The following is a 16,222-nucleotide window of genomic DNA, read 5'->3' as shown; positions in this document are numbered from 1 at the left end:
CCCCCATACGGCACTGCAGAGGCGGAGGATCCTCATGAGCACCAACCCCTTCGAGAACCCCGACGGCGTCTACTCCGTACTGGTCAACGACGAGGGCCAGTACAGCCTGTGGCCCGACTTCGTGGACGTCCCGGCCGGCTGGACCGTCGCGCACGGACCGGCTCCCCGCCAGGAGTGCCTGGACCACATCGAGGCCAACTGGTCCGACATGCGGCCCAAGAGCCTGGTGGAGCACATGGAGCGGACCGGCTGAGGCACACCCCCGATGCTCACCACGAGACTGACGAACGCGCGCTTCCTCACCATGGACCCCGACCGGCCCGTCGCCCGCGAACTGGGCATCTGGCGGGACCGGATCGTGGGCCTGGACGAGGAGGTGGCCCGGCTCCCCGCGCGCCGCGTCGTCGACCTCCAGGGCGCCACCGTGCTGCCCGGATTCATCGACAGCCATGTCCACCTGGCCTGGACCGGGTTGAAGGCGGTCACGCCCAGCGTGGCCCCCTGCGACTCGGTCGAGGACGTCCTCGCCGCGGTGGCCGAGGCCGTACTGAGCACGCCCGAGGGCGGCTGGACCAACCTCGCCGGGTACGACCAGCGCGGTCTGGGGCGCCACTTGACCGCAGCCGAACTGGACCGGGTCAGCGCGGGACGCAAGGTGTACCTGCTGCACGACTCGGGCCACGGCTGCATGGTCAACACCGCCGTGCTGGACAGGCTGCCCGCCGACATCGCACACGACCAGGGCTTCCTGGCCGAGGGCGCGATGGGGGCCGCGCGGGCCCTGCGGCTGCCGTACGCCCAGCAGGAGTTGGCCGAGGCCATCGGACGGGCCGCCCGCGCCTGCCTGTCCGAAGGGGTGACCGGCTGCGCCGAGGCGGGCATCGGCGGCGCCCTCTTCGGACACACCCCGGTCGAGCTGGGCGCGTACCAACTCGCGCGCGAGCAGGGGAGACTGCCCCTGCGGGTGCAGCTCATGGTGTCGGCGGACCGGCTGCGCCCGGTCGCCGCGCACGAGGCCGACGGCATCCCGCGCGCCCTCGACCTCGGACTGCGCACCGGCTTCGGCGACGAGATGCTCTCGGTCGGCGCGCTGAAGGTCTACACGGACGGCGGCATGATGGCCCGGACGGCCGCTCTCACCGGCCCCTACCAAGGACTGGACCACGCGGGCCAGTTGCAGGAGGAGCCGGAGGACCTGGCGCGCACGATCGTGGACGGCCACCTCGGCGGTTGGCAGCTCGCCGTCCACGCCATCGGCGACCGGGCCGTCGACGTCGCCCTGGACGCCATCGAGCGGGCCCAGCGGATCCGGCCGCGCCCGGACGCGCGGCACCGCATCGAGCACGCGGGACTCGTCAGGCCCGACCAACTGCCCCGCTTCGCGCGCCTCGGGGTGGCGGCCGTGGTCCAGCCGAACTTCCTGCGCCACTTCGGCGACGACTACGCGGAGATCATGGGGGAGGAGCGGGCACCCTGGCTGTACCGGGGGAAGGGCTTCCTGGACCATGGGATCAGGCTCGTCGGCAGCTCCGACCGGCCCGTCGCGGACGGATCGCCGCTCAGGGCCGTCCAGTTCATGGTCGAGCGGGCCTCCCTGTCCGGTCGTGCGATCGGCCCGGACGAGGGGATCACGGTCGAACAGGCGCTGCGCGCCTACACGGTGGACGGCGCCCACGCCTGCCACTGGGAGGACAGTGCGGGCAGCCTCACCGCGGGCAGGCGGGCTGATCTGGTCGTCCTGGGCGACGACCCCACGCGCGTCGACGCCTCGCGCATCGGCGGCATCGACGTGGTCGCGACATTCGTCGGCGGCCGAGAGACGGAGGAGGACGCGCTGTGAGCACGCGGACGGACGAGGTCGAGCGGTACGAGCACCTGTGGCAGGAGCCCGCGTACCCGCACCGGTGGGTGCTCTGGGACACGGCGGGCGACGTCCTGGTCTTCGACCGGGAGACCAACTGCCTGGTGGACTTCGACGACGAGAGCGTGCTGCCCGACGTCCTGGGCCGGATGCGCGCGGCGGGCGTTCCGGAGAGCGGCGACTACCCGGGGCGCCCCTGCGCGTGACCGTCGGCCCGGGCCCCGCCCCCGGGCGCCCGGGCGCTCCCGCCGACCGGGGGCGCTGTCGGTGACGGCCGGGCCGTGACCGCAGGGCCGTTGACCGGGGTCGGCGGCCGTCGACTGCGTGAACGCCGGGTCCGGTTCGGGCCCGCGCTGCCTCACACGCTGTGCGCGGCCCTGCCGTGCAGCAGGTGGCGTATCAACCGGTCCGTGGTGCACACGACCCCCGTGCGGGCGATCCAGCGCAGCGCCATGGAGTGGTCCTCCGGGGTGAAGTCGGCCACCGCGTCGGCCACCACGAACGGCTGGATGTCGTTCATGAAGGCGTCCGCCGCCGTCAGCAGGATGCCCAGGTGCGCCCGTACACCGCAGAGGATCAGCTGGTCGCGCCCGGTGGAGCGCAGCAGTCTGCCGAGGTGGCTGCGGAGGAAGGCGTTGTGGCGGACGTTGACCAGCACGTGTTCGCCGACCCGGGGCGTGAGCTGCGCGACGATCGCCGCGCCGTCCCCCGGTTCCTGGCCGATGCCCGGACCCCATATGTCGGTCATCAGGCCGCGCTGGCCCGGTCGTTGGGCGGCCGGCTCGGTGCTGAACACCACCGGCATGCCGAGGGTGCCCGCGAGTTCGCGCAGGGCGGCGATGTTGTCCACGAGTTCCACGACGGGGGAGAGGTCCGGTGGGAAGGCCTGGACGAAGTGGTTCTGCATGTCGTGGACGAGGAGAGCGGCCCGTGCCGGATCGATCGTCCACGGCGGCCCGGACGGAGGGACCGCGGAACGGTCGGGCATGGGATAGGAGCTGATGACCGGAAAGCCCATGGGCGGACTCCTCCCTGGTGGAGTGGCTGCCGAGTCCGGATACGAGGAAGTTAGCTTAGCCTAAGCTAACTTGATGGAGTGTGGGTTGAGCGCCGGCCTGTTCGACCGTGTGTCGCCCGCAGGCTCCGGGCGGGTGGCGCCCGCCCGCCTGGACACCGCCGCACTCCCGCACGCCGGCAGCCGTCCCGTGGGGCAGGTCAGGCTTCGGTCTGCGAGGGTCGGGCCGGCAGGACCCGGTCCACGAAGGCGGTCACGTCCCCGAGGACGGCGTCCTTGTTCGTCTCGTTGAACAGCTCGTGCCGCGCCCCCGCGTACAGCCGCTCCGTCCACTCGGTGCCGCGCAGGTCCTCGATGCCCGCGCGGGTGGCGGACAGCGGTACGACTCGGTCGTCGTCGCCGTGCATCCACAGCAGCGGGAGCGCGCCCACGTCACCGTGTCCGGCGACCGTCTCCAGAGCGTGCGTGAAGGCCTCCAGCGTGGGCCGCTTGAACGGTCCGTGCCAGACGAGCGGGTCCCGCGCGTAGTCCCTGCCGACCGACGGGTCGCGGGACAGCGCCGACGGGTCGATCGGCACGTCCGGCAGCGGATCGAGCGCCAGGAGCCGGCGGAGCGGTTCCGGGCCGCCGACCACCGGAGCGGACAGGACCAGCCCGGCCAGGGAGTCGCCGTACCGCTGGGCGAAGCGCGCCGCGACCAGTCCGCCCATGGAGTGGCCGACCAGCACGACCGGCGCACCGGGGTGGGCGGCCCGGGCCAGCGCGTCGACCGCGCGGAGGTCGGTCACCACGTCCTCGACGTCCTCGATCAGCACCCGCTCGCCCGCGGACCTGCCGTGGCCCATGTGGTCCGGGCCGAACACCGCGGCGCCGTGCCCGCGCAGGACGTCCGCCACATACGCGTACCGGCCGATGTGCTCTCCGTGGCCGTGCGCCAGCAGGGCGACGTAACGGGGCCGGTCCAGTGGCCACTCGCGGGCGGTGACGCTGCACCGGGTGCCCGTCAGGACGTGCTCGCGGGAGTCGGCCATGGGTCCTCCATCGGCGTCGGCGAAGCTTCGGGAGGGATCTTTCCAGGCGGCGGAGTGCGCCGGTCCGCGGCACGCGGCCGTCGGCGCGGCGGTCCGCCCCGCGGGACCGCCCGTACGCCGCCGGATGCGTGGGCATAGCATCGGTCCCCGCATGAACACGATGACGCTCTGGAACATATCCCTGTGGGAGTTCGCCGTACTCGCGGCGGCGGCCCTCCTCGTGGGCTTCTCGAAGACCGCCGTGAGCGGCGCCAACACGGTCAGCCTCGCGATCTTCGCGGCGGTCCTGCCGGCCCGGGCGTCGACGGGGGTGCTGCTGCCCATCCTCATCGTCGGGGACGTGCTCGCCGTGCTCACCTACCGGCGCCACGCGCACTGGCCGACGCTCTGGCGGCTGTTCCCGGCGGTGGCCGCGGGCGTGGTCGTCGGGACCCTGTTCCTGGTGTGGGCCGACGACGCCGCCGTCCGGACGTCGATCGGCGCGATCCTGCTGCTGATGGCCGGTGTCACGGTGTGGCGGCGCCGCCGGGCCGAGGCGGAGGACGACCCCGACGCGGTGGTCACGCGGGCCGGGCGAGTCAAGGCCCGGTCGTACGGAGTGCTCGGCGGGTTCACCACCATGGTCGCCAACGCGGGCGGGCCGGTCATGTCGATGTACCTCCTGTCCGCGGGCTTCCGCAAGCTCGGCTTCCTGGGCACCTCCGCCTTCTTCTTCCTGATCGTCAACGTCTCCAAGGTGCCCTTCAGCGTCGGCCTCGGCCTGATCGACGGGCGCTCGCTGCTCCTGGACGCCGCGCTCGCGGCCTTCGTCGTGCCCGGGGCGGTCATCGGCAAATGGGCCGTCGACCGGATCAACCAGCGGCTGTTCGAGCAGCTGGTGATCGCGGCGACCGTGGTCGGCGGACTCCAGCTCCTCCTCCGCTGACCCCGGGGCGCGGGCTTCGCAGCGCGGTGCCGGTCCCGGGAGGCGCGGCACGTCTCCGGCCGGTGCGTCCGGTGCGTCTGGTGCGTGCGGTGCGTCCGGTGGGCCCCGGCCCTACGGTCGACCGGGCGTCCCGCCGCGCAGGAGCGGCGCCCGTTCGCCCGCGTCGACCGGCCTGCCGTCGCGTTCCACCTCCCGCGCCAACTCCGTCGCCCACGCGCCCAGTCCGGCCAGGTCGAGCCCGTGCGGGCGGCTCCGGCCGGAGTCCGCGCCCCACTCCTCGACCACACCGGCCCCCCGGCGCAGCAGGCGCACGCCGCCCGTGAGGTTCCCCCGGGCCGTGTGGGTGAGCCCCACGGCGAGCTGGGCCAGCCCGCGCCACAGGGACCGCTCCGCCTCCGGCCCCGACTTCCAGGCGTCCTCGAAGACCTCGTGCGCGTGGAACGGCTTCCCCGCCGTCAGCAGCGCCTGCGCCTCGGCGACCGTCTCCTCGGGCGTGCGCACCACGCCCTCGGGCTGGCGCTCCACGCCGTCGGTCCCGTACGGCAGTGGCCGCCCGAGGCCGTCGCGGGGCCGCGCGTTGCGCGCCCGCCCCTCGGTGTCCCTGTCCCGTCCGTCACCAGAAGTGCTGCTCATCCCACGATTGTCCCCCGCACCACGCCCTCGGCGAAGCAGCCCCCGAAGTGGGGTAAAGTTCTGTTCGCGCGATCACGCGGTTCACCGCGACGAAGCGCATCGGGACGTGGCGCAGCTTGGTAGCGCACTTGACTGGGGGTCAAGGGGTCGCAGGTTCAAATCCTGTCGTCCCGACTCTATGGAGTCGCAGGTGAGGGGCGGTTTCGGAGGAATCCGAAACCGCCCCTCGATCATTCTTGGGGACCAGATGGGGACCAGCGGTCCTTGACCGGTGTCAGCGGGTGAGGACAGTCGTTGCGGGAAGCGTGCGCGGGGCGCGCAGCACGCTGAGGTGTGCGGAGAGTGCCGCACCGGCAGCCGTGATCTTGTGGACGTCCGGGTGCAGGTAGCGCTGAGTGGTCGTCAGCGATCCGTGGCCGGCGATCCTGCGCAGTACGTGGAGGGGGACTCCGGCGTCCGCGAACCAGGTCAGTCCGGTGTGGCGGAGATCGTGGCGGCGCAGGTGCTCGTAGCCGAGGCGGGTGACAACCTCGTCCCAGTGGGTCGCGTCGCGCAGGACCGCGGTGGAGATGCGTCCTCCGCGCGGGCCGGTGAACAGACGTGCGTCAGGGGCGGGGCCGGCGGAGAGGATGCGCTGGGCCACGAGCGGGCGGATCTCCTCGATGATGGGAACCTTCCTGGCGCGCTTGCCCTTGGTGCCCTTGTCGGTGAGTCCGCCGGGCGCGGGCGTGGTCTGCCGCCGTACCGTCCAGATCCACTGGCTGGTGTCAATATCTCCGACGCGGCACCCGGAGACTTCCCCGATCCGGGCAGCGGTGCTCGCGGCGAACAGAACGACGTCGCCCCAGCCGCGGTACTGGTTGTAGGAGGCGGCCACGAGTGCGTCGGCCAGCTCGACGAGCGTGTCCCAGTCGGGCAGGGCGAGGGCCCGGGGGTCGCGGAGTTCGTCCTCGGCCTGCTTGTAGAGCTTCTGCCAGCCGCTGATGCGGGCGGGGTTGACTTTGATGATGCCGTCGCGGACCGCCTGTTCCATGACGCGGACCAGGACGGCGATGGTGTTCTTGACCGTGGAGCGGCTGAGTTCGTCGACGATCCAGTTCTGTACCGTGCGGTCGACGATGCCGTTGGTGATCATCCTTACGGCGAGGTGGCCCAGGGCAGGGATCACGCGCATCCGCCATCCCGCGAGATAGGGGTCGAGGGTCTTCAACTCCAGCCCGCGCAGGGCGAGATCCATGTTCGCGTCGCCGTATTCGGCGAGTTTCATGGTGGCGAGCGACGGGGACAGCCCGGCCTGCGCGGCCTCGATGATGTCCTGGAGCCACTCCTGCGCCTCGTCCTCGTCCGCCTTCCCCTCGGACAGGGACAGACGCCGCTTCGTAGCGGGATCGAACCAGCGGACTCGCGCTCGGTAGGGATGGGGGCGATCGGGCCGGTATTCGATGTCGGTGGAGAGTCGGACACCGACCGGAACAATGGCCTTCTCGGCCATCAGGCTTCTCGGCCCGGGACGGTCCGGCGGCTGCGCAGCCATTCCGCCACGTCGAGCGCGCTGTACAGGACGACGCGTTCCGAAATGGAGACGAACGGCGGGCCCTGCGGCGGCCGAGCGGTGCGCCAGCGCCGCAGAGTCGAGGCGTCCACGTGCAGACGGGCGGCGAGGTCGCTCGTCGAATACCAGGCGTCGGCCAGGAGAGACGAACGGTTGTCATCTTGGACGGAGACAGTGCGTCTGGCTACGGAGGGTGGCGCGCCCTCCTGTTGCTTGCGCGGCTGACGGTTTGTGGAAGCTGCTATCGGTTCGGGGGGCAAGGGTGGTGGATCTCCGGGCGTTATGGAGCACCAAACGGGTACGGGAGAAGAACCTCCGGCGACGGACGACGCGCAGACGGAGAGCAGGGATTCCACCTCAGCAGCGGTGGTGAGTTCTCGCCGATGGATCGATCCGCGGTGGTGCTCGGGGCAGACGTTGGACAACAATCGTCTGCAGGAACGCCGGTTTGGCTAACCGGCGATGTGCGGCTATGTTCCCCTCGCTCACGACGAGATCGCCGGAGCGCGGCTCCCACGGGGTGACGAGATTCGCCGGATGCGTGGACGATCGCGTACATGGTTGGCGTATCAGGTGCCGTGCTGATTCATACCTTTCCGATGACGCATCATGTGGAGTGCGTGGCGATCCTCGAACCGGTGGCTAAGGGTGTCTGACCTGCGGTTTTGCGCGTGCGCGTTATGGGCGGTGTGGGCGTTACGGGCGATATCTTGACGCTGAAATGACGCTCGTGACGCTCATTTGACGCTTGTTCTGATGGGGTGTCAGGTGTGCATTGGGCAGGTCAGGTGGCGTCAAAGCTGCGAGTGACGATGTGACGCCGAGGGCTGGTGACGCTCAATGCGGAGCCGCCGGATCGTGCAGATGTCGCAGGTGTTCTCCTCGACGTCGGTCAGCTGGAGCGGGTTGGCGGCGTACGCGGCGACGCAGTCACGGCAGCGCCACAGGTCGGTCGGCATCAGTAGGAACATCGGCTGCAACGGCACCGCGCGCAGGTGCGCGCACCTGTTGTCGAGCGGTAACCGCACGAGGTAGCGCTCGATGATCGGGCTGGTGCCCGACGTCGGTCCGTCGGAGCCGAGCGTCGGCCTGCGCGGCGGCGATCTGGTCGGGCGTGGGATCCGTCATCCTGCGTCCTTCCGCGTTGGGCAACGAGCGTACGTCGCACCACCGACGAACCACACCCGCGACGGCCCTGAACGTGCTGCTGCCGACCGTTCAACAAACCACGACACTGTGTCGGAGGTTCGCTCTACCATGGGCGCATGGCGCAATGCACAGCACCCTCCCGAGGCCACCGCACCGCGAGTGGGGCCGCGAACTGCCCAGCGTGCAGCAGCTGGGGACGGAGGTCGCACACCCCGTCGTATTCGTCCGGACCCTCCTACGGTGGTGGCGGCGGTGGCGGTCGGTCGTCCGGCGGGTCGTATGGCGGCGGCACCTCGCGGCGCACCAGGTCCGGCAGGACGGTGTCGTACACCCCGACCGAGTGGCGGGCGGTCGAGCCCTACGCCGACAAGGCTGCGGTACAGGCACAGGTACACCCGGACAAGCGAGACCTCTTCCTCTGCCACGCCTGGAACGACCGCGAGGGCAGCGCGAAGGAGCTCTACGGTCACCTGAAGACGACCGGTGCGACGGTGTGGTTCAGCGAGGAAGACATCCCGCTGGGCTCGCTGCAGATGCGGGAGATCGACAAGGGGCTTCGTAACTCCCGGATCGGCATCGTGCTGGTCACGCCAGCCCTGCTCGAGAGCATCAAGAACGAGGGGATCGCCGAGAAGGAGCTCGCCGTCCTGCTCGGCACCAACCGCGTCGTGCCCGTGACGCACGGGGTGACCTTCGACGAGCTCTATGACGTCAGCCCCATGCTCGCGTCGCACTCCGGGCTGAGCACGAAGGAGTCGTCGCTCGACGCCGTCGCCGCCAAGATCGCTGCTGCTGCCGCCGCGCTTCCCGCTGCCTGACGTCCGGATCTACCAGCGAACGTCGGACCAGCCCGTCGCGGGCGGAGGGCCTGCAAGGTCGCGCTCTATGCGCTTGGCCTTCCATGCGCAGTACGAGTGCGGGCCGCCGTCGTTGTAGTCGGCGGCCGGGTCCACGACGGGCTGCTCGCACACCAGCCGGGCCGACCGCTTCGGGGGGAAGGCGTACCTCCTGGCGGTCGGCCCGGCTGGGTGTTGCGACCTCGCGCTCGTCGGCGGTGGCTGACATCTTCCCGGAAGCGACACCGGGACGAGCGCGAGGAGTCATGGGGTCAGCGCCCGTACCGGCGGGCGTGGCCTGCGGCGCGGCGGTCCGGCCCGGCGCGCTCGGCGGCCTGCTGGGCCCGCGCCGGGGCGCTGGCAGCGGCGACAGCCGTGCGCCGGTCGGTGTGGGCGTGCAGGCGCCGCTGGGCCTGCGCCTGGGTGTCGGCGGCGATTTTTGGCCTGGGCGGCCAGGTAGTCCCCGGTGTCGCTCGGCGCCAGGATGGTCTGGTCTGCCCGCACGGCCGACTTTCGCGCAGCGCTGGCGCGGGTGCGGAACCCGTTGGCCTGCGCCGCGCGCACCACCGACGGCTGTCCTGCGGAGTCTCGCCGTACGCCCTTGGACTGCGCCTGCGACGCGGGCGGAGTCCACGACGATGGGTACTGCGGCTCGGCGCTGGGCGTGGCGGGGGCCGGTCGCGTGCTGGGCGGCGGCGCGGTCTTCGCGGCGGCTGCGATCTTGCGGTAGCCGACCAACGCCTGCACGGCGGCGGTCGAGTCTCGCTGGCACCAGGCGGCGTAGTCGCTGCGGCCGCTCTTCGTGTTCGGGACCAGGCCCGCGTCTACGGCGGCCTGGACCACCGTGCCCACCTTCACGGTGGGGGTCGGCTTGGCGGGGGACTTGCGTGCAGCCTGCACGCGGCGGACGGTGACGGTGGTGGACATTAGGTTCTCCTAGAGGTTGTCCCGTGACCGGTGGTGCGGCTGGTGCGTTGGTCGGGCGTGGGTGGGGTGATCTCAGCAGATGATCCGAAGTGGACCAGCCGTTTGCGGGTCTGACCGAGGTGCCGCTCGCGAGGCTGGTGGCACTGGTACGGCGCCGAGGTGGCGACGTTCAGCATGGCCGGCCGTGGCGGCTGTCACTGAAGGACCGGGTGTTGCTGGTGGCAACGTACTGGCGCACGAACCTCACGTTGCGGCAGCTGGCGCCGTTGTTCGGAGTCTCGAAGTCCACGGCCGACCGCATCGTGGACCATCTCGCACCGCTGCTGGCCATCTCGCCCGCGCGTCGGCCGCGCAAGGACACCGTCTACATCGTCGACGGCACGCATCACGTGGAGTGCGTGGCGATCCTGGAGCCGGTGGCAAAGGGCTCCTGACCTGCGGCTTTATGCATGCGTGTTATGTGCGATGTGGGCGTTACGGGCGATATCTTGACGCTGAACTGACGTTCGTGACGCTCATTTGACGCTCGTTCTGATGGGGTGTCAGGCGATATGTTGGGCAGGCCGGGCCCTGTCAGGGTGGCGTATATCGATGGGGCGCCGAGGGTGGGCGACGCTCTGCGCAGAGTTGCTGGTTCCTGACGGTCAGATGTCCCGGAAGAGACCAGGGAACGCGGTGACCTGCCGCGATGAGTGACTTGTGGTCGATGACCTGCGCGAATGACCTTTCGGCTGTTTCACGTTCGTGCCGCTTGATGGGGCCGGAAGTCCCAGAAAAGTCCCAGGGGACTCCCACTGCTGACGGGTGTCTTTCGGCTCTGTACGGGCGTACGGGCCGTCGAACGGCCTCGTTTCCAGCGAAGGTGGTGGAGCCTGGATGTCGAGTGACTGGCGCTCGGCCGATGCCTTGCGGGATGGTGGGGTCTGATGATCGACGACGACTCTGCGGTCGCTGGTGGCGGTGAGCCGGCAACGTCCGCCAGACCTCGGACGCCCTACAGCGAGAGGCCCGTCGCGCGGGCCCGGCGGGCGAAGGCTCATGAGCTGATCGAGCGGCTCGTCGCCGAGGACCGCGTTCGGATCACCGGCCCTGATGACGGCGAGGTCGCGGAGTGGCGGCGCGTCGTCAACTATGCGAAACGGCACGGCCTGGAACCAGCGGGCAAGCGCATTGAGAAGGTTCCGTACGGTGGGCCGGGCCTGGAGCTTTTCCTTGCGGATGGCCCGCATCCCAATGCGCGGAGTCAACGGCCGAAGGAAGGCGGGGATCCAGTTCCCGTTCCCTCACGGCTGGGGAACCTCCATCCGATCGTGACCGCGCTCAAAGACGACGAGCGCCGACTCGTCATGCCTTCTGTGCTCCGCCGAAGGTCGCTCCTTCTGCTGCAGGGACTGTCGGCTGAGGCAGTCCGGCGAGGGTACGAGGTGCGGAAGGCCCACTCGTTCTTCCACCCACGCGAGGGCGGAGTGGACATTGCTATCGACGGCCTCCCTTACACCGTCAGTGTCAGGCAGGAGTTCCCGCAGTCCTTGGATCCCGACCGCTCCTCTCGCCTCGTCGTGGAGCTCGCTCATGGCCTGACCGACCGGCCCGGCCGCTGGCGAGATCGGAAGACCCGGACGCTCGAAGAGGCCCTGGACGCGGTCCTTGCAGAGATCGAGGTACGAGCGGCACAAGACGCCCGGCGCAGGCAGGACGAGCAGCAGGCCATTGTGGAACGCGAAGTTCGCTGGCGAGCGGCCGTGGAGGCGGCGAAAGAACAGGCTGTTCGCGAACAACTTACCCAGGCACTACGCGAAGAGGCCGGGCGCTGGCAGGAGTCTGCTGCCCTCAGCGCGTACTGCACGGCATGGGAACATCGTATTGGCGAGCTTCACGGCGTTGTAGACGAGCCGACTCTGAGTCAGACCCGGCGCTGGTTGGAGTGGGCACGGGCGTACGTGAGGTCGATCGACCCCTTGAGTGAGCTGCCGAAGATGCCAGACGTACGAGAACCCACGCCGGAGGAAATCAAGCCATATCTCAGGGGATGGAGCCCTGACGGGCCGGAACGGCGGGGCGGTCGGTGACGCGCGCATGAGCAGTTCGCCGACCTGCTGCCGGTGACGCATCATGTGGAGTGCGTGGCGATTTTCGAGCGGGCGGGTAAGGGACCGCGATGATGTTCTCGAAGACCGTGACGGTGATAGAGGCGAAGCTGTCCCCGGTGGCCTCGACTACAGGGTCGGCCAGCGGGTGCTGCTGGCGGGCCCAGTTCATCCAGTCGAAACCGGGAACCTGGTCATGACTTCGGTACGGTCAACGTATGTGCGGCCGGAACGAACCGCACGAGGGTTCGTGAGTCTCCCGAGCGCCAGGCCACGACCAGCTTGGTGGCGGAGTAGCCGGGGATCCACGCTTGAGCTGTCCAGGCGGAGCGTCCACTGAATCCAGACATCTGCCCTTCCACTGTGGCATCTGCTTAGGAGCGGGCCGGCGTCGAGAATGACAGCGGTGCGTGTGGCTCGCTGCAGGGCACGGCTCTCGTGCACCCTGGGTCTTAGTGCATTGACAGAGTCAACGCGTAGGCTTCGCTCGTCGGCTGCACCGTGCCTCAGGTGCGTCGTTGCCCGCCATATCCAGCTGGACCATCCCTGAAACGAGAGACCATGGAGCAGCACGATGAACCGGTCACGCTCAGCCTTGCAGGGATCGCGCGGCTTGCCGGAGTCGGTCGTGCCGCCGTGAGCAACTGGAGGCGGCGGCACAGCGACTTCCCGGAACCGGTCGGCGGCACGGATGCCAGCCCTTTGTTCTCCCTGGCGGATGCGGAGTCCTGGCTTCTAAGGCACGGCAAGATCGACGAGTCCTCCAGTGGCTGGGACCGTCTCTGGCCGCGGATCGAGGACCTCGGCGACCGGGACGGGATGGCCCATCTACTAGCCTCGGCGGGGGAGCGCCTGGCGATCCCGGCGATGAACCCGCCGCGTGGATCCTCGGAACTCGGTGCTGCCGACCGGGGGCTGGCGGACGAGGTCGTGAGGCTGGCTCTTCGTCAGTCGCCGAGGGAAGCCTTCGCCGTGCTGCTGGATCGTTGGCATGCTGTCCACGTACGCCAGTTGATCGTCAGTCCCCGGCAACTGGCCGACACCGTGGTGGCCCTGGCGGACGAACTACGTGAGGGCAGTGCGCCGGTGCGTCGGGTGCTGGACCCTGCGTGCGGAATGGGTTCGCTGCTGGCTGCGTCCGGTCGGCGGTGGTCGGGGCAGGTTCCTCCGCCTGTGCTGGCAGGTGTCGACAACGATGCCGCACTCGCTCGCCTGGCCCGAGCCAGGCTGGCTCTGGAGTTGCCTGGCTGTGAGCGACAGGTGCAGTCTGGGGACACACTGCTTGATGCCCCCCTGCGGCACGCCTCCCGTGCCGATGTGGTTCTGAGCTATCCACCGACCAACGAACGTTCCTGGGGACACGACGAACTGGCGACCGATCCTCGCTGGACGTACGGCACGCCACCACGGACCGAGCCTGAGCTGGCGTGGGTGCAGCACTGCCTGTCCGTGCTGGAACCCGGGGGAGTCGCAGTGCTGGTACTGCCGCCGGGTGTCGCTTCGCGCCGGGCCGGACGGCGAATCCGGGCGGGGTTGGTGCGCACCGGGGCCGTGCGAGCCGTAGTCGCGCTGCCACCCGGGAGCGCGCCGCCGCATGGGGTGGGGTTGCACCTGTGGCTGCTGGCGACACCCCGTGAACACTCCGCGGACGACGTGACCTTCGTCGACGCTGCGGACTGCCGGACGACCGCGCTCACCGGTCGCGGCACGGCCGTCGACTGGGACAGTCTGCGTCAGCGCACCCTGGCGGCCCTGCGTGGCAGTGACCTACATGGCGTCACACGGGTGCCGACCGCTGAACTGCTCGACGACGAGACCGACCTGACGCCCTCTCGCCGTACCGTGACCGAGCGACCGGTGGGGCCGGTGGAACTGCGGCGCGCCTGGACCGGCTGGGACAAGGCGCTGATGGACATGGACGATGCGGCCAAGGCCGTTCGCGAACACGAGGCGAGTGCCGCAGTGCCGGACGACTTCGGCTATACCTTCGTGGGTGATTTGGAGCGTTCCGGTGTTCTGGACGTGACGCCCGGCAAGGTTGTCGCCGACGATTTGATCCAGCAGGGAGCGCCGGCCGAGGATGCTCTGCGCGTCGTCACCCCCTGGGCCGTACGGGGTGAGGAACCCTGGGTTGCCGCGGCGCACGCCGCCGAGTTGGAGGCTGAAGGACAGGGGGTTCTGACGTCCTTCGGCGATGTAGTGGTCGTGACCGCGGCCGGCGGATTCGACGTTTGGGTCGAGACGGCTGGACCGCGACTGCTCGGTGCCCACACCGTCCGGCTGCGGACCGACCCTGCTGTGCTCGATCCGTTCTTCCTCGCCGCGTGTCTGAGTGCGCCAGGCAACGACCAGCGGGCAGGGACGCGTGCCTCCTCTTCCTCCCGGGTCGACGTACGCCGACTGCGCGTCCTGCGCGCGCCGGCGACGCAGCAGCGGCGGATCGGGGAGGTCCACCGCCGACTCGTCCGGTTCCAGGAGTCGGTGGCCGACCTGGGCAGGCACGGTGATTCGCTCTCCGCCACGTTGTCGGGGCTGCTGGCCCAGGGCAGGCTGACGGGGGAGTGAGGGGCGGGGCCCGGGCCCGGCAGAGGCCGGGCCCCAGTTTCCGCGGAGCTTGTCAAGCTGGCCCTGGCAGGCGATCCAGCAGCTTGCGGATTGCCTCGGGGAGCGCCGGGGACACTTCGTCCTGTCTCGCGTCGAGAACTTGTTCCTTCACTTCGAGTCCCACTTCTCGGCAGAATTCCACGGTCTGGCGGGATGGTCCCGGCCCGGGCCAGGACGCGAGTTCCTCGGCCAGCGTCAGCCAGGTGTCGGCCACTGCCTGGACCGGGCTCCTTTCCGCGGTCATCACCTGAATCGCGCCGAGCCGTGCCCGTGCCCGCAGTTCACCGGTATCCGTGCCGGCCGACGCGTCCGCGAGCCGCCTGGCGACATCCCGGCAGGTGCGGCCTGCGGAGGCGGTCTCCCCGCGCAGCAGCTGAGCACGCGCCACGACGAGGCGCGCACCCTGCACCTCGCGGACTGCCCCAGGAAGGCACTGCTCGGCGCGCACCAGTATGGCGGTCAGCTCATCGACGGCCTTGCCCGGTTCGCCGCGTTCGATTTCGATCTCGGCCTCGGCGCACAGATTCCGGAGCGCGGACCGGGTGGGACCGCCGACGGGTCGGCGATGCACCCGAGGGCGGCGCGGACCCGTGGGCGGTGATTCCGGGAGCGGGGCCGCAGCGGTCTCCGGGGCGCGATGGGGCAGCGTCGGGTCCGGGTCGAGGGCGGGGCGTGGAGCGGGGTCGCCCGGCGAGGGCAGCAGGGGCCGCCAGATCTCGAGCGCCAGTTGCAGAGGCGGCCGATCGGCGGGCGACTTGGCGAGCATACGGTCCGTGATGTCCACAATCTCGGACGGCAGGCCGGGAACGTCGTCGCTGAGCAGCGGCGGCCGCTCCTCGCAGTGCAGGCGGGCCAAGTCGTAGTCGGAGTGGCCGGCCTCGAAGACCAGCCGTCCGGTCACCATCTGGAACGCGATGCAGGCGACACTGTAGAGGTCGGCCTCCGGGCCCGGGTTGCGTTCGCCTCGGTGGATCTCCGGGGCCATGTAGCCGATCGTGCCGGGCGTCCGGCCGTTGGTGTACCGGGTGGCCGCCGGATCTTTCGGCAGGGCGATGCCGAAGTCGGTGAGGTATAGGACCCCGTCGCGTCGGGCCAGCAGGATGTTGGCTGGCTTGACGTCCCGGTGCACCACGCCCGCGCCGTGCACCCGCCCGAGCACTTCCAACAGCGGGACGATCGCACACGCCGCGGCCGACAGGGTGGGTCTGTTCCTGATGAGAAAAGCATGCAGGTCATCGCCGTCGACGTACTCGGTGACGAGGTACGGCCGTGGCGGAGAGAGATCCGCGTGGACGAAGGCTGGCACACCCCGGCCACCGAAGCGTCGGTGCATCTCGCACTCGCGGTCGAAACGTTGTAGCTCTTGTGGGGTGGGAGTCCGGTACCCGCGCAGGGCGGCGTCCGGATCTCGAGGCCACAGGAACTTCACCGCGACCACCTGCCCGGGACGCCTTTCGTCGGTCGCCCGGTAGACGACCCCCATGCCACCCCAGGCGCCTTCGCCGGCGCGGCTGAATCTGCCCGCGAGCTTCCTCCCCGCCGGCCATGGCTCCACCACGCACACTCCCTGCCTCTCCTGGCGAACCGTCAGACATCAAGCTA

15 protein-coding genes, 1 tRNA gene and 1 pseudogene are annotated in these 16,222 nt (G+C 70.1%); 9 read left to right on the top strand and 8 right to left on the bottom strand.

All coding sequences use genetic code 11. From position 1 onward, the window contains the following. The first annotated feature begins 34 nt into the window (after positions 1-34). The 3 genes from IE265_RS03680 to IE265_RS03670 are packed head-to-tail and all read left to right on the top strand — an operon-like array spanning position 35 to position 2,067. Positions 35-253 carry an MbtH family protein gene (locus tag IE265_RS03680; protein WP_190033848.1) on the top strand — a complete coding sequence of 73 codons (219 nt, stop codon included), beginning with the start codon at positions 35-37 and terminating at the stop codon, positions 251-253. 12 nt (positions 254-265) lie between these two features. After that, complete coding sequence (locus IE265_RS03675) at positions 266-1,840, top strand: amidohydrolase (RefSeq protein WP_190033847.1); 1,575 nt, start codon at positions 266-268, stop codon at positions 1,838-1,840. Further along, positions 1,837-2,067: a hypothetical protein gene (locus IE265_RS03670; RefSeq protein ID WP_190033846.1), complete on the top strand. Its 231-nt coding sequence runs from the start codon at positions 1,837-1,839 to the stop codon at positions 2,065-2,067. The genes IE265_RS03675 and IE265_RS03670 overlap by 4 nt, the downstream gene beginning before the upstream one ends. Positions 2,068-2,219: 152 nt before the next feature. Here IE265_RS03670 and IE265_RS03665 read toward each other — a convergent pair whose 3' ends face one another. Further along, complete coding sequence (locus tag IE265_RS03665) at positions 2,220-2,879, bottom strand: isochorismatase family protein (protein ID WP_190033845.1); 660 nt, start codon at positions 2,877-2,879, stop codon at positions 2,220-2,222. A 197-nt stretch (positions 2,880-3,076) separates the two neighbouring features. Beyond that, the gene (locus tag IE265_RS03660) at positions 3,077-3,907 is read right to left on the bottom strand and encodes an alpha/beta hydrolase (protein ID WP_190033844.1); all 831 of its coding nucleotides are present in this window, start codon (positions 3,905-3,907) and stop codon (positions 3,077-3,079) included. Positions 3,908-4,058: 151 nt separating this feature from the next. Here IE265_RS03660 and IE265_RS03655 point away from each other — a divergent pair, with 151 nt between their 5' ends. Next, entirely contained in the window at positions 4,059-4,832 is a 774-nt protein-coding gene (locus tag IE265_RS03655; protein ID WP_190033843.1) for a sulfite exporter TauE/SafE family protein, read from the top strand. A gap of 111 nt (positions 4,833-4,943) precedes the next feature. On the opposite strand, the gene IE265_RS03650 is transcribed toward IE265_RS03655, so the two are convergent. Next, positions 4,944-5,465: a DUF309 domain-containing protein gene (locus IE265_RS03650; protein ID WP_190033842.1), complete on the bottom strand. Its 522-nt coding sequence runs from the start codon at positions 5,463-5,465 to the stop codon at positions 4,944-4,946. Between the two features lie 100 nt (positions 5,466-5,565). On the opposite strand from IE265_RS03650, the gene IE265_RS03645 reads away from it, so the two are divergent. Beyond that, a tRNA-Pro gene (locus IE265_RS03645) sits at positions 5,566-5,639 on the top strand. A 100-nt stretch (positions 5,640-5,739) separates the two neighbouring features. On the opposite strand, the gene IE265_RS03640 is transcribed toward IE265_RS03645, so the two are convergent. From IE265_RS03640 to IE265_RS03630, 3 genes are all read right to left on the bottom strand, one after another. Next, positions 5,740-6,957, bottom strand: coding sequence for a tyrosine-type recombinase/integrase (locus tag IE265_RS03640; protein WP_190033841.1), 1,218 nt, complete (start codon positions 6,955-6,957; stop codon positions 5,740-5,742). Next, a complete protein-coding gene (locus IE265_RS03635) occupies positions 6,957-7,109 on the bottom strand; it encodes a hypothetical protein (protein WP_229916011.1) in 153 nt (50 codons plus the stop codon). The genes IE265_RS03640 and IE265_RS03635 overlap by 1 nt, the downstream gene beginning before the upstream one ends. A gap of 702 nt (positions 7,110-7,811) precedes the next feature. Beyond that, positions 7,812-7,976, bottom strand: coding sequence for a hypothetical protein (locus IE265_RS03630; RefSeq protein WP_190033840.1), 165 nt, complete (start codon positions 7,974-7,976; stop codon positions 7,812-7,814). A 510-nt stretch (positions 7,977-8,486) separates the two neighbouring features. Between IE265_RS03630 and IE265_RS03625 the strand changes: the two genes are divergently transcribed. Beyond that, entirely contained in the window at positions 8,487-8,984 is a 498-nt protein-coding gene (locus IE265_RS03625; RefSeq protein WP_190033839.1) for a toll/interleukin-1 receptor domain-containing protein, read from the top strand. A gap of 9 nt (positions 8,985-8,993) precedes the next feature. On the opposite strand, the gene IE265_RS03620 is transcribed toward IE265_RS03625, so the two are convergent. Beyond that, positions 8,994-9,137, bottom strand: a complete 144-nt coding sequence (locus tag IE265_RS03620) for a hypothetical protein (RefSeq protein ID WP_190033838.1) — start codon at positions 9,135-9,137, stop codon at positions 8,994-8,996. An 849-nt stretch (positions 9,138-9,986) separates the two neighbouring features. Between IE265_RS03620 and IE265_RS03615 the strand changes: the two are divergent. The 3 genes and pseudogenes from IE265_RS03615 to IE265_RS03605 form a co-directional block, all read left to right on the top strand. After that, a pseudogene (locus IE265_RS03615) lies at positions 9,987-10,312 on the top strand (helix-turn-helix domain-containing protein); the annotation flags it as partial. A gap of 543 nt (positions 10,313-10,855) precedes the next feature. Beyond that, the gene (locus tag IE265_RS03610; RefSeq protein WP_229916010.1) at positions 10,856-11,998 is read left to right on the top strand and encodes a hypothetical protein; all 1,143 of its coding nucleotides are present in this window, start codon (positions 10,856-10,858) and stop codon (positions 11,996-11,998) included. Positions 11,999-12,577: 579 nt separating this feature from the next. After that, positions 12,578-14,581 (top strand): N-6 DNA methylase, encoded by a 2,004-nt coding sequence (locus tag IE265_RS03605; protein WP_190033837.1) that lies wholly within the window; start codon positions 12,578-12,580, stop codon positions 14,579-14,581. 52 nt (positions 14,582-14,633) lie between these two features. Here IE265_RS03605 and IE265_RS03600 read toward each other — a convergent pair whose 3' ends face one another. After that, positions 14,634-16,178: a serine/threonine-protein kinase gene (locus IE265_RS03600; RefSeq protein ID WP_190033836.1), complete on the bottom strand. Its 1,545-nt coding sequence runs from the start codon at positions 16,176-16,178 to the stop codon at positions 14,634-14,636. Positions 16,179-16,222 lie beyond the last annotated feature (44 nt).

Origin of the sequence: Streptomyces fructofermentans, assembly GCF_014651055.1 — a bacterium.
In the GTDB taxonomy this organism is placed as follows: domain Bacteria; phylum Actinomycetota; class Actinomycetes; order Streptomycetales; family Streptomycetaceae; genus Streptomyces; species Streptomyces fructofermentans.
Note: the sequence above shows the minus strand (reverse complement) of the source record. Positions and strands in the feature narration are given on the sequence as shown.

What these genes read in the sequence shown, in the direction of transcription:
- IE265_RS03680 (WP_190033848.1), top strand. Translation starts at nt 35, where the DNA reads ATGAGCACCAACCCCTTCGAGAACCCCGACGGCGTCTACTCCGTACTG.
- IE265_RS03675 (WP_190033847.1), top strand. Translation starts at nt 266, where the DNA reads ATGCTCACCACGAGACTGACGAACGCGCGCTTCCTCACCATGGACCCC.
- IE265_RS03665 (WP_190033845.1), bottom strand. Translation starts at nt 2,879, where the DNA reads ATGGGCTTTCCGGTCATCAGCTCCTATCCCATGCCCGACCGTTCCGCG.
- IE265_RS03660 (WP_190033844.1), bottom strand. Translation starts at nt 3,907, where the DNA reads ATGGCCGACTCCCGCGAGCACGTCCTGACGGGCACCCGGTGCAGCGTC.
- IE265_RS03655 (WP_190033843.1), top strand. Translation starts at nt 4,059, where the DNA reads ATGAACACGATGACGCTCTGGAACATATCCCTGTGGGAGTTCGCCGTA.
- IE265_RS03650 (WP_190033842.1), bottom strand. Translation starts at nt 5,465, where the DNA reads ATGAGCAGCACTTCTGGTGACGGACGGGACAGGGACACCGAGGGGCGG.
- IE265_RS03640 (WP_190033841.1), bottom strand. Translation starts at nt 6,957, where the DNA reads ATGGCCGAGAAGGCCATTGTTCCGGTCGGTGTCCGACTCTCCACCGAC.
- IE265_RS03630 (WP_190033840.1), bottom strand. Translation starts at nt 7,976, where the DNA reads ATGCCGACCGACCTGTGGCGCTGCCGTGACTGCGTCGCCGCGTACGCC.
- IE265_RS03610 (WP_229916010.1), top strand. Translation starts at nt 10,856, where the DNA reads ATGATCGACGACGACTCTGCGGTCGCTGGTGGCGGTGAGCCGGCAACG.
- IE265_RS03605 (WP_190033837.1), top strand. Translation starts at nt 12,578, where the DNA reads ATGGAGCAGCACGATGAACCGGTCACGCTCAGCCTTGCAGGGATCGCG.